Here is a 24,092-nt window from a genome sequence, read left to right on the forward strand (position 1 = left end):
GGTACAGTGAAAGTTATCAAAACTTGGAACATGCCAGGCAAGTTAAACATGGCTTTAGATGTGATATTAGCAGAAATATGTAAAGAACCCATTCTGAGATTTTACACATGGGCAAAACCTACTCTGTCTTTGGGAAAGCATCAAAAAAGAATCAATCTCGACACAGAGTTTATGAGAGAAAAAAATATAGACTGTGTCGTTCGCCCAACTGGAGGTAGAGCAGTTCTCCACTGGGATGAATTGACTTATGCCTTGGTTCTGCCAATTGATCATCCAATAGCAAGAAGTAGCATTCTTGAAAGTTATCTTAAAATAAGCGGTTGTATTGCAAAAGCCCTTTATGAACTTGGCTTCAAAGTACACATAGAACCAGTCAAAAGATTGAAAGAAAACAGTGCGGCTTGCTTTGCTACACCATCTTCTTATGAGATAACAATAGATGGAAAAAAGATCGTTGGCAGTGCACAAAGGAGAAATGAAAAAAGCATTTTGCAACACGGCTCAATAGTTTTAAGACAGCACACCGAGGAATATGCAAAGTGTTTGAAAGTAAACCAACAAGATCTCGAAAATAAATTGGCCGGACTTTTGGAATATCGTGAAATTTCAATAGAAGAACTCACAGAAACCCTGCAGAAACAATTCGAAATCACTTTTGGGAAAGCCGAAACATTCACCCCAGATCAAAAAACGATAGAGCTTGCCTTGAAAAGAGAGGAAGAATTCGCTTGGCTGGAAAGTTAACTATTGTTTCAACTCCCATTGGAAACATGATGGATATAACGATAAGGGCAATTCGTGCGCTCAGAGAGGCAGATATAATCGTTGCAGAAGACACCAGAAGAACGACAAAGCTCTTGAAATTTTTTCATATTGAAGGAAAACGACTGATCTCTTATGGAGTACACAATCAGACAAAGAATTTGCCCACGATTTTGAACCTTCTCAATCAAGGTAAAAAACTCTGTCTTGTCACAGACTCTGGCACACCTGCCGTGGCTGATCCTGGTGGTTTACTGGTCGATGCCTGTTGGAAAAAGAAAATACAAATCGACATCATGCCAGGACCCAGTGCCTTAACGAGTGCAATTGCCTTGTGTGGTTTTGATGCTTCAAAGGTGTTGTTTGTCGGATTTTTGCCACGCGATAAGAAAAGAAGAAGGCTATTCAGAGAGATCAAAGGAGAAAATTTACTCCTTGTGTTTTTCGAATCTGCATTGAGAATAACAAAAACATTAAACGACGCACTCGAAATTCTGGGAGATTGTGATATCTTTATTGCAAGGGAATTGACTAAACTTTTCCAACAACTGTACAGAGGAAAAATAAGTGAGGCCATAGAAATTTTCAAAGAGACGAAGGGTGAATTGACAGTGGCAATATACATCAAAGGGGGAAGGAGAATTGAAAAAAGAACTTGAAAAGATATTGAGAGATATCTGCTTCATAGTCAAGGTTGAAGGAAGACTTGTACTTAAAAATTATCCCATTACAGCGGCGCAGTTCGATTTACTGCAGAGACTATATTTCAAAGGTCCAATGAAGATGACAGAGCTCAGTACGACCCTCGGTATAGCAAAGAGTACGTTGAGTGGAATCGTTCAGAGACTTGAGAACATAGGTTATGTTTCCAGAATTCGTGGAAAAGATAAACGAGTCTTCATGATTTCAGTCACAGAAGTAGGTAAGAGTGTCGTAAGAAGTGTTATAGAAAAGAGGGTCGAATTCATAGGAAGAGTAATCGATGCAATGGGAGAAGAACGTTCAATGGAACTTCTTAAGATCCTACAAAGATTCAAAGAGGAGATAGAAAAGTGCAGAAATTCATAGTTTTGCTCCTTTTTGCATCAACTTGTTTTGCGGTGAATGTAGTCACAAATCCACCAAACGTGGAGATACGATATCAACAAACAGTACTCGCAGTGACCGATAGATCTGGCTTTGCTTCTTTTGATATCACATTACCAGCTACAGTAGTTTTCTCAAAGCCAGGTTACTTACCAAAACAGATTTTCATAACAGATGCATCTACCACTTATCATGTGGATCTAATACCTGCTGCGAGTCTAATGATCGATTCTCAGCCAAAAGACGCTGAAGTCTTTATAAATGGAAATCTATGTGGAAGAACACCTATTGAAATAACTCTGCCACCTGGCGAACAGAATTTGATTCTTCGAAAAGATGGTTATTGTGAAATACAAGATAAGATAAACATCTCACCATTTGAAAGAAAGCAGATGAATTATCAACTCACTACAATCCCAACGGTTTTGATAAATTCTAATCCAGTTTCAACTGTCTGGATCGATGGAAAAGAGATCGGTAAGACTCCGATACAGATAGATCTTCCATCTGGAGATTATTCACTGACTCTCAAGGCAGATGATTTTTTCAGCCTCAATAAACAGATTCGAGTAAGTAATTTGCAGAAACAAATCTTTGATTTCTCACTCATTTCTTGCGCCACTGTGAAAATTCACGTGGTTCCAGATCATGCGGTTGTCGAGTTTGAAAATCAAAAGAAGCTTCAACCTGCTGTTTTTCCAGAAATTCCCTTGCAAGAAATCACCATGAAAATAAGTGCACAGGGTTACGAGACAAAGCAGATTACAATTACACCAAAGCAAGGTATGAACGAGCTGAGAGTTTATCTGGAACCCGACATAAAGATCTTGAATATCGAGGCCAACGACGATGCCATGGTGTATGTCGATGGCAAGGCTATTTCAAGAGGATCTTCGAAGATAAAGGTCTCTGGAGATCTTCACTGGATCGAAGCAAAACTCGGCGAAAGATCATGGGCGGGTTTGATAGATCTCATACAAACAGATTCCGTGAAGATCAACTTTGATTATGCAACTTTGATAATGCCAAAATTCAAAGATGTCAAATATATAGTTGAAGGTGTGACATTTTACCCACTCGCGATAACTTATCTACCTGCAGGCTTTCACACAATTGAGATACAATCTGATACCGCGACTAAAAGAACAATCGAATTCAAAGCTGGTTCATTTAATATATTGAAACCAGACGGTGGATATGGTTATTTGTGTGTTTTCAGCGATGCAGTCACAAGGTGTTACATAAACCAAGAGTTTATCGGACTGACTCCTGTGTTATTCTATTCAGTGAAACCTGGCACTTATCTTGTACAAGTAGGAGGCAAGGAATTTCAGGTTGAAGTTGAGACTGGACAAATTGTTTATGTTCATTAGCTGGAGGTGATGAAAATGCGAAAAACCCTCTTTTGTTTCTTTTTGAGTCTTGTGGTCTTCTCATTCTGTGCAGAGGTAAAGATTAAGGATGTTTCACCCGTCCTTGACATCTATGAACCTGTCTCGTTCATGATCGAAAACAAGATCATGGAACTGGATGAAAATGGTAATTTCAGAGGAGGTTTGTTAACCACAAGATTTGATATCGCACAGTATTTATACAACATCTTGAAAAACTTCCAACTACAAGATTTCCCAAAAAAACTGAGTACTCTTGAAAAGAACCAGCAAGAACTGTCTACAAAGGTCCTTGGAATTGAAGCTGCATATAAGACATATGAACAGAGAATGAAAGATTTTGAAAATGCCCTATCACAGGTCCAAAGCCAATCCGACAAACTGGCTCAGCAAATCTATGCCCAACTGCGCAAAGAATTCGACGAAGCTCTTAAAAACCAGCAACTACAGCTTTCAAGATATGAACCACTCTTCTCGAGAGTCGATGCCCTTGAACAACTGACTTCATCTCTCCAAAAACAACTTGCAAGTTCTGATAAAAGTATAGAGCTCCTGAACAACAAAGTCTCTACAATCGAAACAAATCAATCGAACATTTCGAAAGATCTTTCTTCTATGAAAAACAGCATCGATACTATCACTTCAAAAACAAATGAAAACACACAAGCCATTCAGAAACTCAGAGATGACATGAACACCCAGCTTTATGCACAGGGAAAATTGTTCGACCAAAAATTACTCGATTTATCTACAAGATTGGATGTCTTGAGTAAGGGACTTCAAAATGATCTGTCTATGCAGAAAAAAATGCTGTCAGATTATGAGCAAAATCTGATGATCGTTAAGAACCAGGTTGAAGAACTTCAACGAAACATGAAAATCCTTGAAACGCTCGCAAGCAAAGATCAGTTAATTGCCATGCAAAATTCAGTTGCAAACCTTTCGCAAAAAGTTGAGGACAATGAATCAAATCTTGCAAGATTAGAACAGAAAGTCGAAGGAATGCAAACCGACGCTCTCCAAAAGAGAATAGCCGAGCTCGAAACCAAGCAGAAAAACCTCGAAGGAAATCTCTTAACGGCCTATCTCATTGGTGGGGTTGGTGTGGTCGTTGGTGTACTTGCCATTATCTTTACCATGGGACAGTTCTGAGGTGAAAAGATGTGAAAAAAATCATTGTTCTGTTTATCTGCTTTCTTGCGGTATTCTATTTTGCGAAAACCGTTCACATAGTTGCCGACTATGTTAAACCAGAGAAAGAACAAGCCTTTTACGAAGGAAATGTGAAAGTTGAGATTGAAGAAGACAAGATAAAGGTTTATTGTGAATCTATGAAAGTATCTAAATACCAAAACGAATGGAGATTGGTTGATGCCAAAAAATCAGAGGTGTTCTTCGAGGATGGAGTTGCCACTTCAACGGCATTGAAATATGACATAAAGCTCAAAACAGGTACAATGACAGACAATGTAAAAGCTGAAGTAATCGATAAGGAAAGTACTGATACAATACTAATAAACTGTGACAGTATGGATATCGATCTTGATAAAGATATCTTCAAAGGTAGTTCACAGGATGTAGTCAAGATATACAAAGGTAAAATCGAGGCAACGGCAAAGAGGTTTTCCTATGACAGAAAAAGCGGAAAGATAGAACTTGAAGGAAATGTTATTCTATTAGATCACGATAAAAATATAAAAATGTGGGCTGATCGTGTTCAAATTACAACGGTTGATGATAAAATGGTTGCAACCAATGCTAAGGTGGAATTGATTGTGGAGGAGTGATACAGTGATAGACATCAAATTGATTCGTGAGAAACCAGATTTTGTTAAACAGGCACTCTTAAACAGAAATTATGATACTAAGATCATCGATGATATTCTTTCATTAGATGCAAAGTTTCGTAATCTGACAAACCAGGTTAATCAATTACGTTCGCAGAGAAATACGATCTCAAAGCAGGTGGCGCAGAAAAAAGCATCTGGTCAGACAGATGAAGTGGAATTGTTGATGAACGAAGGCAAAAAAATTGGCGAGCAAATCGATTCGATCGAATCTCAGCTTAAAGAGATAGAGCAGCAGATAAACAGATTGATCCTTTTTGTTCCTAACATTCCTGATTCATCTGTTCCCGTTGGAAAAGATGAAACCTTCAATCCTCAGATACGCAAATGGGGAGAACCAAGAAAATTTGACTTCCCGGCTCAAGCTCACTGGGATCTTGGACCGGCTTTGGGTTTCATGGATTTCGATCGGGCTGCAAAGTTGAGTGGCTCAAGATTCACAGTGATGTACAATGCATTTGCAAAACTCGAGAGGGCGTTGATAAACTTCATGCTCGATCTACACACAAAAGAACACGGTTATACAGAAGTCTGGGTACCACATCTTGTTAAGAGAAGCACTATGACAACCACCGGGCAACTTCCAAAGTTCGAAGAAGAGGCATACAGAATCGAAGCAGATGATCTTTTCTTGATACCGACCGCCGAGGTGCCATTGGTTGCACTGAGATCCGACGAAATTCTCGAAGAAAAAGATCTACCTTTGTTGTACACAGCTTATACACCATGCTATAGAAGAGAAGCTGGAAGTTATGGTAAAGACGTCCGTGGAATGATTCGACAACATCAATTTGATAAAGTCGAATTGGTTTGGATAACCACTCCAGAACGTTCCTTTGATGATCTTGAGAAACTCGTTTCTCATGCCGAAGAAGTTCTCAAAAGGCTCGAGTTACCATACAGAGTGATCCAACTGTGTACAGGAGATCTCGGCTTTGGAGCTGCAAAGACTTACGATCTTGAAGTATGGCTTCCTTCCTACAATGCCTATAAAGAGATATCTTCCTGCAGTAATGATACTGATTTTCAAGCAAGAAGAGGAAATATGAGATACAGGAGAAGGGATGGTAAACTTGCCTTCGTGCATACACTCAATGGCTCTGGTGTTGCGATAGGCAGAACTCTTGTAGCGATTGTAGAGAATTATCAAAGACCAGATGGAAGAATAGATGTCCCCAAAGCGCTCCAACCATATCTTGGTTGCGAGGTGCTCGGATAGTTGCCTCATTTGTTCTTTGGAAAACCTAAGGGACGGTTCATCGATCTGGATGAACATGAGACACAACATCTGAAAGTGGTGAGATTCAAAATTGGACGATCATTGCTCATAACGGATGGCAATGGTTATCTGTATGAATGTGAATTAGTTCAAATTGGCAAAGATAGATCTACGGCATCGATCAAAGAGTCTAAGAAAGTAGAGGAAAAAAATAACGATGTAATTGTTTGTGTTGCATCTCAAAACTGGGATAGACTTCGTCTCTTGGTTGAAAAAGCAGTTGAGCTTGGTGTAGGTAAAATAGTAGTTTACAAATCCCATCGAAGCAAATCCTACTCGTACAAGGAAGAAAAAATAAAATTGATTATTAGAGACTCAGCAAAACAATGTTTCAGATGTCTTTTTCCAGATCTCGAGATTGAAGAAGATTTCAGCTTTCTCAAAGACCAAGTTAGAACGATCGTACTTCACCAATCTGGCAGGCTTGCAACGATTGAAGATTTCAGAGGAAAAGTGAGGATAGTAGTCGGACCAGAGGGAGATTTTGAAAAAGGTGAACTTGATTTACTCAAACAAAGCGCAGAATTTTTGAGCTTGGGCAAAAAAATACTGAGATTTGAGACGGCAGCAATCTTGGCTGTTGGGATGGCAAGCTTTTTGAATGGGAAGATATGAAAGGAGGGCCGGTTCAATGAAAAAAGGCGAGAAAGTCCTATCCTTTGTGAAGTTTGAAAAGGAGATTGAAAGCGCTTACAGAGAGAGACTGTCTAACACAAAGAGGCCCGAAGAAACAGGCGATGTTTTCCTGGAATTCGCCATTGGATTGCTGAGCAAAGTCAATCCCCAGATCACTCGAAACCACATTGATCAGATTTATTTTGAACCAGAAAGCGAAAATGGCTATCGCTTGTCACCCAACCTTGAAAAGATCTTAGGAGAAGAAGTGCTTAAAAAGAGTGATATAACCGCCATTTTAAAAAGAATGGCTCTGAATGCCGCACATCGTAGGAAAACTTTGATTGCAGATAATGAGAGGACAAATCTATTTCGCATGCAAGAAAGACCTGATCAGCGTTGACAGAAAACCATAGTGAGTAAAGACCCAAAAAACATTATCGTTGCCATAACAGCAAACATCAAGACAAAGGATATTTCGGAGAGTAAACCGGCAATCAATGGACCAAATAGACTTCCAAAAGAGCGGGCGGAGGTGAGCAATCCAAGAAACTCCGCCCGTCTGTTTTCTGGAACATTTTGAGAAACAAAATTGGTTGCACCGTTTATAAAGGCACCAAAACCTAAACCAGAAATGGCATAAGCCAGTAAGACCATTATGTAATTTCCAGAAACTGCAAACAACATGGTACCAAGCCCAGAGAGAAACATTCCGATAACAGCTATATTTTTGGAAGAAACCTTTTCAGCAAGCCAACCGAAAAATATGTGAGATGGTACCTGCAAGAATGGATTTGCTGAGGCAAACAAAACACTTTGAGCTTTGCTCAATCCTACTGTTTCAGTTAAGTACACTCCTATCAGAGCAAAAGTACCACCAACGCCGAGTTGCCTTAGAAAAGAACCAAGATACATTGCCCAAAGATTGTTCTTCTTAAGGATTCTCTTTGAAGTTATAGCTGAAAAAATCCTCTGAAGATTTGTTCTGATGATCTCATAACGTTTGTGTTCAACATCAGGTGCAAAAAAAGAGAAAAAAACTACGAATAGAGATAGAAAATACATGATATTCATCGTCCAAACAACACTAACAGCATTCAACAGAGGAGAAATGATTATTCTACCCAAACCCATTCCAAATGAATTCGCGGCATTTAGTATAGAAACCGCTATATTCATTCTGAAACGGGATGATTCTATCATGATAGCTGTGCAAATGGGTTCGAAAACAGAAGAGAAAAAGGTGAAGAGAATGCCAACCAGAAAAAAATGAAAAGGTTTTATAGAAAAAGAATAAAATGGTAAGATCAAAAAAGCAACCATCAATGGCAGTAAAAGCGTTCTTTTCCTACTTTTCAATTCATCGCTAAGTGCTCCCCAGAATGGTGAGGACAAACTGCCAATGGCGCTTGTGATTGTTGAAAGTAGACCTATTGAGAAAAGGGAAGATGAGAGCTCTCTCATTCTAAACTGGAGCAACATATCATAGTTGAGCACGGTCATATTTCTGAAAAAAGAAGCAAGAACAAGACTCAGATTATTCCCATTCAATCGTCGCTGGGGGTTTTGAACTGATGTCGTAGACCACCCTCCCGATACCTTTTACAGAGTTAAGAATTCTTCTTGAAACAAGATCGAGAATCTCGTGTGGAAGCCTTGACCAATCTGCCGTCATTCCTTCTACGCTGTCAACAGATCTCAATGCTAAAACATAGTCGTAAGCCCGCTGATCGCCTCTCACTCCGACAGATTTAACGGGTAAAAGGACCGCAAACGCCTGCCAAGTTTTTTCGTACCACCCTGTTTCTTTCAAGGTCTCTATTAAGATACTGTCGGCTTCTTTGAGAATTTCGAGTTTTTCTTGTGTTATCTCTCCAACTATTCTCACACCAAGTCCAGGTCCGGGGAAGGGTTGACGGTGAATGATCGAACGTGGTATTCCCAAGATTTCACCTACGATTCTCACTTCGTCTTTGAAAAGATTCCTGAGTGGCTCAACGATTTGAAGATTCATCTTTTTTGGCAATCCTCCAACGTTGTGATGACTCTTTATCGCCGCTGTTTTTTTACCTGAATGCGCACTTTCAATCACGTCTGAATAGATAGTACCTTGGACTAAATGTGTCGCTCCATAATTTTGCGCCTGCTTCTCAAAGACCCTTATGAATTGTTCACCGATGATCTTTCTTTTGGTCTCTGGGTCGGTTATTCCTCTGAGTTTTTCAAGAAACAAATCCCTTGCATCTATTTTGATAAGATTCAAACCAAGCATTTCTCTGAAAACTCTTGGTACTTCGTTTTCTTCATTTTTTCTCAACAACCCGTGATCTACAAAAACGTTCAGAAGATTTTCACCGATCGCTTTATGAACAAGTACGCAAGCAACTGAAGAATCCACTCCTCCAGACAAAGCAGCAATGACTTTTTTTCCAGCAAGTTGTTCTTTGAGCTCATCAATCTTTTGTTTAACGAAATCTTCCAGATTCCAATTTGGAGAAAGTCCGCAAACCTTGGAAAGAAAATTTTCAATTATATCTCTACCTCTGACTGTGTGCCTTACCTCTGGATGAAATTGCAAAAGCCAGAAACGTTTATCATCGGTTGCGGCCGCTATGATCCCATCTTTTGACTTTGCTGTGACTCTGAAATTATCAGGCAACTTTTTAACATGATCTCCATGACTCATCCAGACTGTTTGTTGATCTTCTATTTCAGAGAAAATGAGATCTTTATCGACTATCTGAATCTGAGTTCTACCATACTCTGCCACTCTACCAGGTTCGACAGTTCCTCCAAGTTCGTGTGAAATCAATTGCATGCCATAACATATTCCAAGTACTTTTCCTCTGTACCGATCAAACCACTTTGGTAATCTTGGCGCGTCTTTTTCATAAACACTCGCGGGACCTCCAGACAATACCAGTGCTCCGATATCCGATATCTCTATATCTTCATCGAACTGGACAACCTGGCTGTAATAACCAAGTTCTCTTATAACTCGTGCTATGAGTTGCGTGTACTGAGAACCATAATCAACCACTATTATCTTCATTTTTCATTACCTCTCAATCTGAGTATCTGCCTTGCCTCGTCACAAGTAGCAATCGGCCGGCCGAGTTCTTTTGCGATCCTCACCACTTTTTCTACCAGTTCGGCATTTGATTTTGCAAGAATACCTTTGGATATGTATATATTATCTTCAAGACCAACTCTAACATTCCCACCCATCGCTATCGCCATCGCAGCCATATTGAATTCATGCCTACCAATACCAGCTACAGACCAAGTAGCACCATCTGGTAAACTATCGACCATCGCGACGAGGTTTCGAGCATTCGCAGCAATTCCACCAGGGACACCCATCACAAAATCAAAATGTAAATGTCCTTCAACAAGCCCTTTCTTGACAAGCCGCATCGCATTTGCAATATGTCCCATATCAAAACATTCAAACTCTGGCATGATTCCCTTTTCTTTCATAGTCACAGCAAACTTCTCGATCATCGGCATACTGTTCATGAAGACATCGTTCCCAAAATTCACAGTACCCGTTGTCAAAGTAGCCATATCTGGGTTTGCTTCTAAGGATTGAAGTCTCTCTTGTGCACTCATCCAGACAGCTCCGCCTGTGGATACCTGAATGATCATGCCAGGACATCTTTCTCTGATCATACTCACAACCTTTTTGAATATCTCGGCATTTTGGGTTGGTTTACCTTCATCATCTCTGACATGCAAATGAACTATCGAAGCACCCACTTGGTATGCCTCATAGGTTTGATGAGTGATTTCTTCAGGTGTCAATGGAATATAAGGAGTGTCTTGTCTTGTCACCTCAGCACCACAAACGGCAACAGTTATGATCAATTTATCCATTAGCTTTCACCTTCCTTTGCCTTTCCTTTGGAACCACGCAGGTCCCACTCGCCCTCAAGACCAAAATTGGTGGATCAAGAACATCGCATGCAGATTCGTGATTTGGTATATTGGCATTCGTGATCACTTTGTAGACTTCGAATTTCATCTTTCTTGATGTATTACCAACCTCAACTATTTCACCATAAATTTCAAGAAAATCTCCTGCAAAAACTGGCTTGAGAAATTCTATAGAATCGTATGCTCTAAAAAGACCTTCATCTCCATCATGCCTTATCAAAAGTTCAGTAGCCACATCTCCTATTAATTGAAGAATTCTCGCACCATCTACAAGTCCTCCAGCGTAATGTGCATCATGTTGACTCATCCTTACCCGAAGAAAGGCTTTCATTGTTCCTCCTCCTTTCTTGTCTATTGAAAAGCCACAATCCAAGTATAACCAATCCACCTCCAAGAATAGTGTAGAAATTGGGCAGATTTTTGAGTAAAATCGCTTCGGCAATACTTGTGATCACAGGTATAAAATAAATCGTATTTGTTGTGTAGCGGGCACCAACACGCCTTATACCAATGTTCCAAAATACATATGCGACTCCAGAGCAGACAATGCCAAGATATAGTAAAGATATAATCACCGGCACGGTCAAAGTAATCGGTGGTTTTTTTTCAAAAATTACAAAAGGAAAAAGTGTCAAAACACCCCACAGAGTTATATTTGTTACGCCCGTGAGTGAATCAGAATCTGTCATTTTCTCGACATGATATGTATAAAAAACCCAAGCAAAAGCAGCCCCAAGGAGCATCAAATCACCCATCAAACTCACTTTCAAAACAAATCTCCCATTCATTATGACAACTGCGACTCCAAAGAAGGCAACCAGTGATGCAAGGTATTCAATGACGGATGTTTTTTTCTTTTGAATCAAATGAGAAAAAAGTGTGTATAAAATTGGTGCACTCGATACAATGAGAGACGCATTTGTGGGATATGTGTAAACAAGCCCACTGTTCTCAAAGATAAAATACATTGTAACACCCCAAAAACCCGCAAAAAAACTGTGCCAATTCAGAAGTTTTGGCATCTTTTTTGTAACCAAAATCAACGCAACAGATGCAATTAAAAATCTAACAAATGCCGCCGTGATTGGGGGAATGGAAAGCACCACAATCCTTGTAGCCACAAAGGATATACCCCAGAAGAATACCACCGACCAAATCAACAATCTGTAGAGCAATCTTACACCCTCCTATATTTAAGATTCTCGCATAAATCACTTTGAGTTACAATATGATGGGGGATATGAGGTGGAGCGAAAGACCATAAAAGCCTCTTCAATCGAAGAACTTCTCTCTATTCTGGAAAAAGACTATGGACCAAATTGGTATGAGAAAATAACTGTTGAAATGATGGAAACAGCAGAACAGATCGAGGCTACTATCAAACCTGTAGAAATAATCGATCCAAAAATAGCTTTTGAAAAACTCTCTATGCTTCAAATTAAGTCTATCTCTCTGCCAGATCTGAGTAATGTCGAACAACAATATGCACAACCAATAGTAAAAGTCAATCTTTCCGAAGATAAAATGCAAGCAACTGTGTTGATAATACCAGGATTTGAAAGAATATTACCAACTGTCGAAGAAATCAAACAAGCGCTGTCTGATTCAAAAGTTGTATACGGTATAGATGAAAAAGCAATTGAATCAATCATTGAAGAAAAAAAGATCTTCGCAGAGGTAATAGTTGCACGCGGAAAGAATCCCATCCCTTCAAGGGATGCTTCTGTCGAATTTTTCTTTCCTCCATCGGGATTTGTTTGCGAAAAACACCAGCAAGAGACATTTGATCCAGCATCTTTTTACAAGATCTTCACCTGTAAAAAAGGTGATGTGCTTGCAATAAAAAAACCCGTAGAGTATGGTCAAGATGGCTTTACGGTCACTGGAGAGATAGTAAAAACTGAAAAACCTAAAGATATAAATTTAGCAACCTTTGTTGGAGAAAACGTAGAGATATCCGAGGACAACACAAAAATCGTGGCGACTTGCGATGGTCAACCTTATTTGAAAAATTCAAAGATACACGTGAGAAATGTACTCGTGGTAGATGGCGATCTTGGCTATGAAACGGGAAATATCGACTTCAACGCAAGTGTTGTGATTCGTGGGAATGCGGAGGGACCTTTCAAGATAAATGCTGGTGGAGATGTGCTCATACTGGGTGTGCTTGGAGAGGTGCAGGTGAATTGTGGAGGATCACTCAGGGTTCAAGGTGGTGTTTTCGGTAGGGGTAAAGGGGTTGTGAAGGTAACAAAAGATTTTGCAGCAAAGTTTGTGAGTGAAGCACAGATTTTTTGTGGAGGAAATATTCTTGTTGAAGAATATATCATGAATTCAACTGTTATATGCAATGGTGATGTGAAAGTCTTTGGCAAAGGAGTCATAAGCGGAGGTGTTATCAAAGCTGCTGGAAATATCGAGGCAGGCGAGATAGGAAGTCCAGCGAATCTTCGCACAGTTGTTTTTGCTGGAATAGACTATGAGTATGAATCAAAGTACACCGAACTTCAAAAAAGCCTTATCGAAACAATGAGACGTATAAACCTTCTTTCCAACACTGAAAATTCTATCAGGGCTCAACTGATGCAAGTGAAAGATATTCAGAAAAGAGGATCCTTAAAGCAACTTCTTGAGAAGATTCAAACGGCAAAATTCACTTTTGAGAAACAACTTCAAAAGATTCGAAATAGTTTAAATATACTCAAATTGAACATCCAGGTTGATAAATTGAAATTTGGAGCAAGAGTGAAAATAAGGAAGCTCTGTCATCCAAATGTTAAAGTGGGAATAGGCTTGATCAGTAAACTCAACACTGATGAAATAAGATCTTGTGAATTTTTCTTGGACAGGAATTCGGGGAAGATCACGTACAAATGAAAATCAAGAATGAGATATATTTTGACTCAAGATCATACTGATGAATTCTTCTGAAAGCTTAGGGTCAAACTGAGAGCCGCTGCAGCGTTTGATTTCTTCTACTGCTTCCTGAATGCTCATTGCTCTTTTATATGGTCTTGCTGTAGTCATCGCATCAAAACTATCTGCCAAACACAGTATTCTTGATTCAAAGGGTATTTGTTCTGCAACAAGGCCATCTGGATATCCTTTACCATCGAATCGCTCATGGTGATGTCTCACTATATGCGCGATATTCTCCAAACCTGCTTCTGTTAATAATTCATAACTCTTTACAGGGTGAATCTTCACATATTCATATTCCTCGGTTGAAAGATAACCATTTTTGTTCAGAATTTGTTGATTTACAAAGATCTTTCCCACATCGTGCACAAGACCTGCCCAGTAGAGTCTACGAATAATCTCTCTATCCAATTTCAGCCATTCTGCGAATTTTGCGGCATAATTTGCCACATTCTCCGAATGGCCTTTTGTATAGTAATCATAATACTCAAGCGCTTTTGTCATAACCACGAGCAATCTTCTGTGGAAAATTCCCTGCTCTCTTATGTAACTCCTCAAAGAAAGAAAAGTCGCTATGAAATTGGCAAGTCTTTGGAGATTATCCTTAGAAACAGATAAACTACCTGTATTGTAAAAAAGAACGCCATGAATTGTATTTGGTGACTGTATCAATTGCAATTGACAATCATTTTCTTGAATTGGCTCTTTGCAAATCTGTGACACGGACTTCTTTATCGTCTCAGCCAAATGTTGATCTTGAAAATCCATGGTTTCATCGACTCTCTGAGATATCAACTCATCCTTGTCGCGACATATAACAAAAAGCGTCTTACCTTTTTCACTCGATCTGAGAGCTACTCCGATCAAATCTATTTCATTTGCATATTCTTTAAAGACTTTGAGTAATTCAAACAAAAAATCTTTCTCTTGAATACTCTCATAGGTCATCTTTGAGGCAATATCCAAGAGTTTTAAAAACGCATCTTGAAAAGCCAATGCCTGTTTGGTTTTTTCTTCAAGTTCTTTATTCGTATTGGTGAGCTCTTCATTCATTGCTTCCATTTCTTGGAATGAAGCCCTCAATTCTTGGTTCAAAGCATCGAGCTCCTCATTTGCCGCGACTAATTCTTGATTTTTCCTGTTCAATTCTTCTGTTCTTTTAGCCACTATCCTTGCAAGATAACGATTCAAAAGCAAAACTGTCATAAAAATGATGACAAAAACTGCGGTACCGATTATCAAAAGATACCAAAACCACACTGGTATAAGATGAGTTGGTTTGGCAAAGGGACCTATTATTTTCTGCATCTCCTGTCTGCTTATTTCAGACAAGCCTTTGTTTATAAGTTGAGCAATATCATGTCTATCTATGGGAAAAGCAAAATAGATTTGCTGAATCGAAATGGGATTGAGCGTTGAAAATTCGTGAAAGATTTCTTCTTTGATCAAATAGTACTGTGCGGGAAGATCTTCCATAACAAAAACATCGATATTACCAGACTTGGCAGCCAGAATGAGTTCTTCACTGTTTGCGTAATACTTAAAAGTTATAGAAGAATTTCTTTGTCTGAGTAGTTTTTCATTCGCATCAGATTCCACTACTCCCACCAGATAAGGTGTTAGATCCGAGAAAGACTTTATGTTCAAAGACTTTCTGAAATACACTCTACTCTCAACATTCATCACCGGTTCTGAAAAAAGAAAGACCTTCTCTCTTTCGGGAGTTTTGAAAATGAAATTGATCATATCCGCTTGCCCTGTTTGTAGCTTTTCCAAAGCCTGTGAGAATGGTAGAAGTTCTATATCAAAAGAGATGCCAAGTTTTTTCTCAAGTAATTGGAGTATCTGAACTGTTATTCCTGCAGGTTTTCCCGTTTCATCTATCCAGATAAACGGTGGATATTCTTCTCCACTCACGAATTTGACCTTTAAACCGAAAATAAATGTCACGAAAGTCAGAAGAAAAACAACAGATATTTTTTTCACATGAAAGTACCCCCAAGTCAAATAATCTAATGATGATTTTATCACAAACAACTGATATAATCTGTGAAAGAATGGAGGTGTCAGGTGTGAGATTTTCTCAACTATATGCACCTACTTTGAAGGAGGCTCCTTCGGATGCCGAGGTCATAAGCCATGCCCTTTTGTACAGGGCAGGTTTCATAAGAAAAGTTGCTGCAGGTGTTTATTCGTATCTACCATTAGCAAAAAGAACACTTTCAAAAATCGAAAAGATAGTGAGAGAAGAAATGAACGCCATAGGTGCCCAAGAAGTTTCTATGCCCATAATCCAACCGGCGGAGTTGTGGAAGATCACAGGACGATGGGAAGATTATGGTCCAGAAATGATGAAATTGAGAGATAGGCATGATAGAGAATTCACATTAGGACCAACACACGAAGAGGTATTCACACAAGTTGTCAAGGATGAACTTCGTTCCTACAAACAGCTGCCTGTTTTTCTATACCAAATAGGTTCAAAATACAGAGATGAAATAAGACCGAGGTTCGGTCTTCTCAGAGCAAGGGAATTCATCATGAAAGATGGTTACAGTTTTCATGATAGTCAGGAATCTTTGAACGAAGCTTACGAAGCATGTAGAAGAGCTTACAGCAAGATCACTGAAAGGATTGGTTTGGAATATGCCATCACCGAAGCTGCTTCTGGTGCTATAGGTGGTAGCGAATCTCATGAATTTGTGAGTTTTGCTCCGGTGGGAGAGACAAATCTCTTAAAGTGCGAAAGATGTGGATATTCATCAAATGATGAACAAGCACCCTATAAAGGTGAATACACAAAGAACGACGATATCGAAAAACCTTTAAACTTAGTTCATACACCGAACGTGAAAACCGTTGAGCAAGTTGCCAATTTCTTAAATGTCAAACCAAGTCAAATAGTAAAATCTCTTCTCTTTGTTGGAAGGAATGGCTTTGTGATGGCACTGATCCAGGGTGATAGAGAGCTGAATGTGGAAAAGTTAAAGGTACATGTGAACGATCAATCACTTAGACTTGCTGAGCCAAATGAAGTTTTTGAAACTTTCAATGTTCCAATAGGTTTTATAGGACCTGTCGGTATCAAAGATGTCCGGGTGATAGCCGATCATGGAATCAAATACATGAAGAACGTTGTCGTTGGAGGAATGAAGCAAGATTATCACTACGTCAATGCCAACCTCAGCAGAGATTTTTCTGCAGATTCTTACACAGATCTTCGTGTAGTGCAGGCAGGTGATCCTTGTCCAAATTGTGGAGCACCTTTGATCGGTTCTAAGGGGATAGAACTTGGCCATGTTTTCAAACTCGGCACAAAGTATTCGAAGTCGATGAGTGCAATGTACATGGATCAAAATGGTGATCTGAAGCCTTTCATAATGGGATGTTATGGCTGGGGTGTCTCAAGAACAATGGCTGCTGTCGTTGAACAATTGCACGATGAAGATGGGATCATCTGGCCAAGATCGATTTCACCATTTGAAGTCATCATAACAGTTGTCTCAATACAAGATCAAAACCAAAAAATTCTTGCCGAGCGTATTTACAAAGACCTAACGGAAAAAGGCGTGGAAGTTCTTTTGGACGACAGAGAACTTTCACCTGGAATGAAATTTAAAGATGCCGATTTAATCGGTTTTCCACTGAGAATAACAGTTGGAAAAACCCTTACAGAAGGGTTTGTAGAATTGAAACTGAGAAATCAAATAAAACCACAAAAAATAAGAGTCGAAGGCAACGATGTTGTTTCAAAAACCATCGAAATGCTCAATAACTACAATCCACACAAGAAGGTGTAGAAAATGGGATTTTTCGAAAAACTAAAAGCAGGACTTTCAAAGGCAAGAAAGACATTTTTTGAAGGTCTCTCACAACTGTTAAAAGGTAAAAGAATAAGTAATGAGATACTTGAAGAACTCGAAGAGAGATTGATAGCAGCAGATGTGGGATATGAAACAACGCATTATATACTTGAAAAACTAAAACAAATTCAAACAGATGACGCATACAATGCACTCAAGGAAATTCTCATAGAACTTCTTTCAAATGGCAACGAAATCGACTTGAAATCACATTCGCCATTTGTAATAACAATCGTTGGAGTCAACGGTACTGGGAAAACCACAACCGCGGCAAAGTTAGGTGCGTATTTTCAATCACTTGGAAAAACAGTTGTTCTTGGGGCGGCAGATACCTTCAGGGCTGCCGCGATTGAACAACTGGAAGAGTGGGGACGCAGAATTGGATGTACTGTGATAAGCCACAACGAAGGTGCAGATTCAGCAGCAGTTGCATTTGACACAGTCAATCATGCAAAAGCAAGACAAAAAGACATAGTAATAATCGACACTGCTGGAAGGTTACATACAAAGAAAAATCTCATGGAAGAATTGAGAAAGGTCCACAGAGTTATCAATAAAGTCGTCGAAGGAGCACCACATGAGGTTCTCTTGGTGATAGATGCAACCACAGGGCAAAATGGACTTGTACAAGCCAGGATTTTCAAAGAAATGGTCAATGTAACTGGTGTCGTGATAACCAAACTTGATGGCACAGCGAAAGGTGGTATAGCTCTGGCTATCAAAAAAGAACTCGGTCTTCCAATAAAATTCATAGGAATTGGAGAAGACGTTGAAGATCTCAGACCCTTCAACGCAAAAGAATTCGTAGATGCTCTCTTAGATTGATCTACCAGCGGGCATGGTGTTCTTCAGCCCAACCAATAGCATCTCTGACTATGTATGTTTTTCTATTTTCATCTCTCACGAAACCTTTAAAAGTTCCTATCATTTGGTGAACCTTTGAATAAAGCAACAAGAGATTTGTCTTGGCTGTGCGGTGATAAATTGGATGGAATTCCAAGTCGATATCATCTGAATCTTTTGAATATATATGCCACGGCTTCATCAAATCATTTTTATCGTATTGAAAAACAACATCGCTTGCAATTTTGTTGAGTTTTCCATTTATCAGGACTCCATTTTCGTTTGTCCCAGTCTGGTCGGTCCAGCCAGCTCCCAGATTTGCACCCAGAACTATTTCATCGTCTAAATTGGCAGCAAAGCTCGCCCAATTCCAAAAAGTAGAATATTTCCAGACACCTCTTCCAAAATCCAGTGTAGCAAATGTTTTACTCGAATCAAGGTTATAAACCCTGTCATCAACAGAGATCTGTCCTTGCGCTTGCAAGCAAAATTGCTTACTTGTATACTGGAACCTTCGCCAACTCCACGGGACGACCACATTCAAAGATTCGGTATTGGCGTGAAAAACTTCAATGTTGGCTTTTATATTTTTCTTTTCAGAAGTTATAAACTGCGCTTCAATGACCGTTGTCCCAGAATGTCTCTTGAAACTCACATTCATTTTCTTTGAATTGAAAACCACATCTTCATCGATCCCATTCGGCACATCACATCCAATACCAAATGGTGTCACAACGGTTTCTTCGAAAAACTCCTTGGTACGGAGATCAAGAAAATAACAAAAGACAACGCCAATGTAATCCAAGTTAGAAATCGTTGCTGAGAAAAGACACTCTTGATTAAAAACAGCCCAGTAATTCCATTTCTTTTTTCTAAGAAAATGATCTGTCAAATTACACTGAATCAATGGCTTTCTTGACCAACCAAGTGCCGATGGGTTCAATCTACCACCCTTCAGACATAAATTTACAGGCTCAGTTATCTCGACACTCTCTTTTTTCACAACAATTCACCTCTTATTTTTTCCATAAGGGAGATAGCTGTCTTGGTCGAAGCTATTCCACCCATGCCTGTCTCACGGAGTTCTTCTGCCAACAGTCCACCAACTCTTGACATTGCTTGAACAACTTCATCAAAGGGTATAACACTTTCTATACCTGAAAGCGCCATCTCTGCTGTAGCAATAGCGATGTTCACCGCCACTGCATTTCTTTTCACACATGGTACCTCGACAAAACCACCCACTGGATCGCAAACAAGCCCCATCAGAGATTTCAGAGAAAGAGCAGCAGCATGGGACACTTTCGTACTATTTTTGGATAAGCTATACACTGCCATTGAACTTGCCATCGCAGTAGCAGTACCGATTTCTGCTTGACAACCGGCAACGGCTCCGGAAATTGAAACCTTCTGAGCTATACAAGTTCCTATCGCACCAGCAACTATTAAACCATCAACGAGTGATTCTTCAGGTATATTCTTCACTTTTCTGAGAGCATAAGCCATAGCCGGTACAATTCCACAGGAACCAGCCGTTGGACAGGCAACTATCTTGCCCATCGAGGCATTAGCTTCAGAGATAGAAAGTGCAGCAACTGTTGCTATGTAATTGAACTCTCCCATCATTTGAGGTCGGTACTGACCAAACAGAAAAGCATTGTCACCACAAAGACCTGTGAGAGTCTTCTGGCTTTTGGCAAAATTCTTTTCAGATATCTCGAGCATCGTTCTCAAAAATATCCTTGTTTTATTTCTAAGTTCAATGGGATCTGAACCATCCTCCATCATTTGAGACAGCAAAATCACTTCATGCAAAGGTTGTCCTAATTTATGCTCTAATTCAATCAACTCACTGAAGTTCATAAATATCACCTGAAAAGATTCTACAGGAAATCGTCTTTTGGTACAAAATAATACTCAAGAACGGGAGAAAGTTTTGAAAGCTCTTGAAAATTCTCAACGGGTGAGTCGAGTTCTATTATGGTCAAAGCCTTGGCTTGAAGTAGATTTATTCTTCTGAGATAAAGATTTGCAATATTTGTTCTTATGCCACTCAAAATTCTCGAAAGAGCTCCTGGTTCATCTTTATTAACGATTATCAATGTATCATAATGCCAGCTCAAATTACATTCAACATCATCTATCTTAGTGATCTTAATCGCTCCACCACCGATTGAACATCCTTCTACTTCATGTTGGTTTTTATCTGTCTGGATCTTTATTTTCACTGTATTTGGATGAACGTTGCCAAGGTCAGTTACAGTAAAAAAATAATTCAAACCAATCTTTTTTGCCAAGAGATATGAATCTTTTATCCTTTCATCGTCATATCTCAATCCCATAATACCAGCCAGTAAGGCTCTATCTGTTCCATGTCCCTTAAAGGTCTTGGCAAAAGACCCATGTAAGAGAAAATCAACCTGCTTTGGTACCTGTCCGATCATCTTGTATACGAATCTTGAGATTCTCATTGCACCGAGTGTGTGAGAACTCGATGGTCCTACCATCACAGGACCTATAATCTCTAAAAAATTCACAAAACCACCTCAGTAGAAAAGTTTTGCCAGACTTCTCAGATATTCATCGACTACTTTCACATTGACCATTGTTTCAGAATATGGCACCTCCGTCACAGTCAATCCTCTCATACCGAGCGCATGATAAACCCTTGCGGATTTGACCATCTCTACAGCACGCGTTGACATTTGGGTGGCAATTATTCTATCCATGCAAACAGGGCTACCACCTCTTTGCAAATATCCGAGGTTTGTATATCTCCACTCTATTCCAATATCTTTTAGTTGTTTTTCAATATAAATACCTATGACTTGTGCTGCTGGCGTTCTTTCGTCGGTACCAGTCATCTCGTACATCTCCTTGGGCAAGATTGTGCCACTCTCAACAACAACAATTGAAAATCTCTTTTGACTCTCATAGCGACTGCGAATCTTATTTAGAAGATCTTCTTGATTAATGGGTTCGGCATCAGTTATAACATAATCGGCTCCACCAGCGAGCCCGCCGGTCACTGCTATCCATCCACTTGGTTTTCCCATGGTCTCAACAATCATAACTCTGTGGTGTGATTCTGCGGTTGCATGAAGCATGTCAAGTGCTTCTCTGACATGTTCGATAGCAGTAAAAAAGCCTATTGAAAAATCTGTAAACGGCAAATCATTGTCTATAGTCGCTGGGACAAGAATAGAAGGAATGTTTACTTTGGCAAGCTTCAAGGCGGCTTTTGCACCAAGTCTGCCACCGAGTATGAGAAAAGAAGTTACAGAGTACTGTTCAAATTTTTTCATGATCTTCTTGATTTCCTCATCTTCTTGAGGGACAAAGAGAGATGTGCCAAGGATTGTTCCTCCACGGTGAAGTATGCCAGAAACCGAAGACTTAGTCATAACATCGAGTTTGTCGGTGAGGAGTCCTTCAAAACCATCTTTAACACCAACAATTTCAATACCAACTTCACAGCCTTTCATCACCGCTGCCCTGATAGCTGCATTCAATCCAGGGCAATCATTTCCCACACACAGTACAGCTATTCTCTTCATAAATCTACCTCCCAATCAGAGAAACTATTACAACCGATGTAATCGCCATGAGCTTGATGAGAATATTGATTGAAGGTCCCGATGTATCTTTGAGAGGATCTCCAACGGTATCCCCTATCACCGCTGCTTTGTGTGCTATCGAACCCTTTCCACCATAATGCCCTTCTTCAACATACTTTTTGGCGTTATCCCATGCTCCACCTGAATTTGCCATGAAGATTGCAACCATAACTCCGCAGACCGTTGAACCAATGAGCAATCCTGCGGTTCCGGCAGTTCCCAGTATGAGATAGCTCAAAATAGGGCTTACAATTGCAAGCAAAGATGGAAAGACCATTCTTCTAAGAGCTCCCCTTGTCGCAATTTGAATGCAACGATTGTAATTTGGTTTTGTCTGTCCTGATACTAAACCTGGGATCTCTTTGATCTGTCTTCTTATCTCTTCTACCATTTCATTCGCGGCATCCCCAACTGCCTTCATGGTTAGAGCACAGAACAGGAATGGGAGCATCGCACCAATCAAAGCCCCCGTGAAAAGAGAAGGATCTTTTATATCAAGAGCGCTCAGATGAGTGACATTTGCATAATTAGAGAAAAGTGCAAGTGAAGTCAATGCCGCAGATGTTATTGCAAAACCCTTTCCCATTGCCGCGGTGGTGTTACCAACAGCATCGAGTTGATCTGTGATTTGTCTTGCATTCTCTTCAAGTTTCGCCATTTGAGCGATTCCACCCGCATTGTCCGCTATAGGACCATAAGCATCGATTGAAAGATTCATACCAAGTGTGGATAACATCCCCACAGCGGATAACGCCACTCCAAAAAGTCCAAGTAGCTTGTGAGAAAGTAAAACAGCGGCAACTATGAATATAGTGACAACGGTGGTAGATTCCATACCAAGCGCAATACCGTTGATCAATATATTCGATGGTCCTGTCAATGCAGATTTTGCAAGACTTGCAATCTTTTTTCCAGAAGTATACAGTTCAGTCAAAAACCCAACTCCAATCCCAACAAAGACTCCACACAAGACCACGAAAAAGACTTCAAACCAAGACAAATAAATCGAGTAAATCAAAACCGAACCGAGCAATAAAACGCTGGATAAAATTGTTCCAAATCTCAACGCTGTGGCGGGACTTTTGAATCTCTGAAGGGTGAGAGAAGTTGTAATCACAGAGATGACAGAACTCAATAGTCCAAAGATCACAATGAACAATACGACATTAACAGCCTTTTCATTGTTCATAAAGCTGGCAAGTGCGAGTGCTGAGAAGATCGAGCCAACATAAGATTCATAGAGATCGGCACCCATTCCAGCTACATCACCAACATTATCACCAACATTATCTGCAATCACCGCTGGGTTTCTGGGATCATCTTCTGGAAGATTTGCTTCGGTTTTTCCAACGATGTCGGCTCCAACATCGGCTGCCTTTGTGTATATACCACCACCGACTCTTGCAAAAAGAGCTACAAAGGATGCCCCAAGCGAATAATAACTGACACAAGTCATATCACCTGTTAATTCATAAACAAATCCAAGACCGAGCAAACCGAGCGCAGAAACCGTGAGACCCATCGCTGCACCACCACTAAAGGCTACTTTCAAAGCCTTCGTCATACCAGATAGTGCAGCCCAGCTTGTGCGTGCATTGGATTTGGTTGCAATGGTCATCCCAAAAAAACCAGCAAGCGTTGAGAAAACAGCACCAATGAGAAATGAAACAGCTACAGTCCATCCGAGAAAAGCAAACAAAAGGATGGCAAGAACAAAGACTACAGGAAAGAAAACCAAGTATTCTCCAATCAAAAATGATCTGGCACCTTTTTGAATAATCTGTGAAAGCTCTATTGTCTGTGCATTCCCAGGACTATTGTCGAGAATTTTGAAGGTCAGTAAAATCACATATGCTATCGTAAATATGGTTGCAGTGAATAGTACCAACAAAGCCTGCACCCCCTTGAAAAATTTCCTGATAGTTATATGATAT

At 39.8% G+C, this 24,092-nt stretch carries 23 protein-coding genes; 12 read left to right on the top strand and 11 right to left on the bottom strand.

Features of this window, described 5'->3' with window-relative positions; all coding sequences use genetic code 11:
* Positions 1-6: 6 nt before the first annotated feature.
* The 9 genes from TSP02S_RS00600 to TSP02S_RS00640 are packed head-to-tail and all read left to right on the top strand — an operon-like array spanning position 7 to position 7,383.
* The gene (locus TSP02S_RS00600; RefSeq protein WP_052465238.1) at positions 7-744 is read left to right on the top strand and encodes a lipoate--protein ligase family protein; all 738 of its coding nucleotides are present in this window, start codon (positions 7-9) and stop codon (positions 742-744) included.
* Positions 745-770: 26 nt separating this feature from the next.
* Positions 771-1,421 carry a 16S rRNA (cytidine(1402)-2'-O)-methyltransferase gene (rsmI, locus tag TSP02S_RS00605; RefSeq protein WP_052465454.1) on the top strand — a complete coding sequence of 217 codons (651 nt, stop codon included), beginning with the start codon at positions 771-773 and terminating at the stop codon, positions 1,419-1,421.
* Entirely contained in the window at positions 1,405-1,830 is a 426-nt protein-coding gene (locus TSP02S_RS00610) for a MarR family winged helix-turn-helix transcriptional regulator (protein WP_041081120.1), read from the top strand. The genes rsmI and TSP02S_RS00610 overlap by 17 nt, the downstream gene beginning before the upstream one ends.
* The gene (locus TSP02S_RS00615; protein WP_041081121.1) at positions 1,815-3,221 is read left to right on the top strand and encodes a PEGA domain-containing protein; all 1,407 of its coding nucleotides are present in this window, start codon (positions 1,815-1,817) and stop codon (positions 3,219-3,221) included. Before TSP02S_RS00610 ends, TSP02S_RS00615 begins: the two co-directional genes overlap by 16 nt.
* Before the next feature lie 15 nt (positions 3,222-3,236).
* Positions 3,237-4,391, top strand: a complete 1,155-nt coding sequence (locus tag TSP02S_RS00620) for an S-layer homology domain-containing protein (RefSeq protein WP_041081122.1) — start codon at positions 3,237-3,239, stop codon at positions 4,389-4,391.
* An 11-nt stretch (positions 4,392-4,402) separates the two neighbouring features.
* Complete coding sequence (locus TSP02S_RS00625) at positions 4,403-5,026, top strand: LptA/OstA family protein (RefSeq protein WP_041081123.1); 624 nt, start codon at positions 4,403-4,405, stop codon at positions 5,024-5,026.
* 4 nt (positions 5,027-5,030) lie between these two features.
* Positions 5,031-6,305, top strand: coding sequence for a serine--tRNA ligase (gene serS, locus TSP02S_RS00630; protein ID WP_041081124.1), 1,275 nt, complete (start codon positions 5,031-5,033; stop codon positions 6,303-6,305).
* A complete protein-coding gene (locus TSP02S_RS00635) occupies positions 6,306-6,980 on the top strand; it encodes a 16S rRNA (uracil(1498)-N(3))-methyltransferase (RefSeq protein WP_041081125.1) in 675 nt (224 codons plus the stop codon).
* A 16-nt stretch (positions 6,981-6,996) separates the two neighbouring features.
* The gene (locus TSP02S_RS00640; RefSeq protein WP_041081126.1) at positions 6,997-7,383 is read left to right on the top strand and encodes a hypothetical protein; all 387 of its coding nucleotides are present in this window, start codon (positions 6,997-6,999) and stop codon (positions 7,381-7,383) included.
* Here the strand turns inward: TSP02S_RS00640 and TSP02S_RS00645 are convergent.
* From TSP02S_RS00645 to TSP02S_RS00665, 5 genes are read right to left on the bottom strand one after another with little or no spacing between them, the layout of a single operon-like run.
* Positions 7,374-8,531 carry an MFS transporter gene (locus tag TSP02S_RS00645; RefSeq protein ID WP_041081127.1) on the bottom strand — a complete coding sequence of 386 codons (1,158 nt, stop codon included), beginning with the start codon at positions 8,529-8,531 and terminating at the stop codon, positions 7,374-7,376. The two genes, TSP02S_RS00640 and TSP02S_RS00645, sit on opposite strands and share 10 nt — an antisense overlap.
* Positions 8,518-10,032, bottom strand: a complete 1,515-nt coding sequence (gene guaA, locus TSP02S_RS00650; RefSeq protein WP_041081128.1) for a glutamine-hydrolyzing GMP synthase — start codon at positions 10,030-10,032, stop codon at positions 8,518-8,520. The genes TSP02S_RS00645 and guaA overlap by 14 nt, the downstream gene beginning before the upstream one ends.
* Positions 10,029-10,856: a 3-keto-5-aminohexanoate cleavage enzyme gene (kce, locus tag TSP02S_RS00655; RefSeq protein WP_041081129.1), complete on the bottom strand. Its 828-nt coding sequence runs from the start codon at positions 10,854-10,856 to the stop codon at positions 10,029-10,031. The genes guaA and kce overlap by 4 nt, the downstream gene beginning before the upstream one ends.
* Positions 10,849-11,247, bottom strand: coding sequence for a 3-aminobutyryl-CoA ammonia lyase (gene kal, locus TSP02S_RS00660; RefSeq protein ID WP_041081130.1), 399 nt, complete (start codon positions 11,245-11,247; stop codon positions 10,849-10,851). The genes kce and kal overlap by 8 nt, the downstream gene beginning before the upstream one ends.
* Entirely contained in the window at positions 11,210-12,091 is an 882-nt protein-coding gene (locus TSP02S_RS00665) for a DMT family transporter (protein ID WP_041081131.1), read from the bottom strand. The genes kal and TSP02S_RS00665 overlap by 38 nt, the downstream gene beginning before the upstream one ends.
* 70 nt (positions 12,092-12,161) lie before the next feature.
* On the opposite strand from TSP02S_RS00665, the gene TSP02S_RS00670 reads away from it, so the two are divergent.
* Complete coding sequence (locus tag TSP02S_RS00670) at positions 12,162-13,793, top strand: FapA family protein (protein ID WP_041081132.1); 1,632 nt, start codon at positions 12,162-12,164, stop codon at positions 13,791-13,793.
* Positions 13,794-13,796: 3 nt separating this feature from the next.
* Here the strand turns inward: TSP02S_RS00670 and TSP02S_RS00675 are convergent, their stop codons facing one another.
* Positions 13,797-15,821, bottom strand: coding sequence for an HD domain-containing phosphohydrolase (locus TSP02S_RS00675; protein ID WP_041081133.1), 2,025 nt, complete (start codon positions 15,819-15,821; stop codon positions 13,797-13,799).
* Positions 15,822-15,907: 86 nt separating this feature from the next.
* Here TSP02S_RS00675 and TSP02S_RS00680 point away from each other — a divergent pair, with 86 nt between their 5' ends.
* Positions 15,908-17,635 carry a proline--tRNA ligase gene (locus TSP02S_RS00680; RefSeq protein WP_041081134.1) on the top strand — a complete coding sequence of 576 codons (1,728 nt, stop codon included), beginning with the start codon at positions 15,908-15,910 and terminating at the stop codon, positions 17,633-17,635.
* Between the two features lie 3 nt (positions 17,636-17,638).
* Positions 17,639-18,523 carry a signal recognition particle-docking protein FtsY gene (gene ftsY, locus TSP02S_RS00685; RefSeq protein WP_041081135.1) on the top strand — a complete coding sequence of 295 codons (885 nt, stop codon included), beginning with the start codon at positions 17,639-17,641 and terminating at the stop codon, positions 18,521-18,523.
* A gap of 1 nt (position 18,524) precedes the next feature.
* On the opposite strand, the gene TSP02S_RS00690 is transcribed toward ftsY, so the two are convergent.
* The 5 genes from TSP02S_RS00690 to TSP02S_RS00710 are packed head-to-tail and all read right to left on the bottom strand — an operon-like array spanning position 18,525 to position 24,049.
* Positions 18,525-19,544 carry a DUF2804 domain-containing protein gene (locus TSP02S_RS00690; RefSeq protein WP_041081136.1) on the bottom strand — a complete coding sequence of 340 codons (1,020 nt, stop codon included), beginning with the start codon at positions 19,542-19,544 and terminating at the stop codon, positions 18,525-18,527.
* Positions 19,541-20,404, bottom strand: coding sequence for an L-serine ammonia-lyase, iron-sulfur-dependent, subunit beta (locus TSP02S_RS00695; protein WP_041081137.1), 864 nt, complete (start codon positions 20,402-20,404; stop codon positions 19,541-19,543). The genes TSP02S_RS00690 and TSP02S_RS00695 overlap by 4 nt, the downstream gene beginning before the upstream one ends.
* Positions 20,405-20,424: 20 nt before the next feature.
* Entirely contained in the window at positions 20,425-21,078 is a 654-nt protein-coding gene (sdaAB, locus tag TSP02S_RS00700) for an L-serine ammonia-lyase, iron-sulfur-dependent subunit beta (RefSeq protein ID WP_041081138.1), read from the bottom strand.
* A gap of 9 nt (positions 21,079-21,087) precedes the next feature.
* Positions 21,088-22,098, bottom strand: a complete 1,011-nt coding sequence (locus TSP02S_RS00705) for a 6-phosphofructokinase (RefSeq protein WP_041081139.1) — start codon at positions 22,096-22,098, stop codon at positions 21,088-21,090.
* Between the two features lie 4 nt (positions 22,099-22,102).
* Positions 22,103-24,049: a sodium-translocating pyrophosphatase gene (locus TSP02S_RS00710; RefSeq protein WP_041081140.1), complete on the bottom strand. Its 1,947-nt coding sequence runs from the start codon at positions 24,047-24,049 to the stop codon at positions 22,103-22,105.
* Between the last annotated feature and the right edge of the window lie 43 nt (positions 24,050-24,092).

Origin of the sequence: Thermotoga profunda AZM34c06, from assembly GCF_000828675.1 — a bacterium.
Lineage (GTDB): Bacteria > Thermotogota > Thermotogae > Thermotogales > DSM-5069 > Pseudothermotoga_B > Pseudothermotoga_B profunda.

Bases quoted from the DNA above. Each gene is read 5' to 3' on its own strand.
- rsmI (WP_052465454.1), top strand. From the start codon at position 771: ATGATGGATATAACGATAAGGGCAATTCGTGCGCTCAGAGAGGCAGAT.
- TSP02S_RS00620 (WP_041081122.1), top strand. From the start codon at position 3,237: ATGCGAAAAACCCTCTTTTGTTTCTTTTTGAGTCTTGTGGTCTTCTCA.
- TSP02S_RS00640 (WP_041081126.1), top strand. From the start codon at position 6,997: ATGAAAAAAGGCGAGAAAGTCCTATCCTTTGTGAAGTTTGAAAAGGAG.
- guaA (WP_041081128.1), bottom strand. From the start codon at position 10,032: ATGAAGATAATAGTGGTTGATTATGGTTCTCAGTACACGCAACTCATA.
- kce (WP_041081129.1), bottom strand. From the start codon at position 10,856: ATGGATAAATTGATCATAACTGTTGCCGTTTGTGGTGCTGAGGTGACA.
- kal (WP_041081130.1), bottom strand. From the start codon at position 11,247: ATGAAAGCCTTTCTTCGGGTAAGGATGAGTCAACATGATGCACATTAC.
- ftsY (WP_041081135.1), top strand. From the start codon at position 17,639: ATGGGATTTTTCGAAAAACTAAAAGCAGGACTTTCAAAGGCAAGAAAG.
- TSP02S_RS00695 (WP_041081137.1), bottom strand. From the start codon at position 20,404: ATGAACTTCAGTGAGTTGATTGAATTAGAGCATAAATTAGGACAACCT.
- TSP02S_RS00705 (WP_041081139.1), bottom strand. From the start codon at position 22,098: ATGAAGAGAATAGCTGTACTGTGTGTGGGAAATGATTGCCCTGGATTG.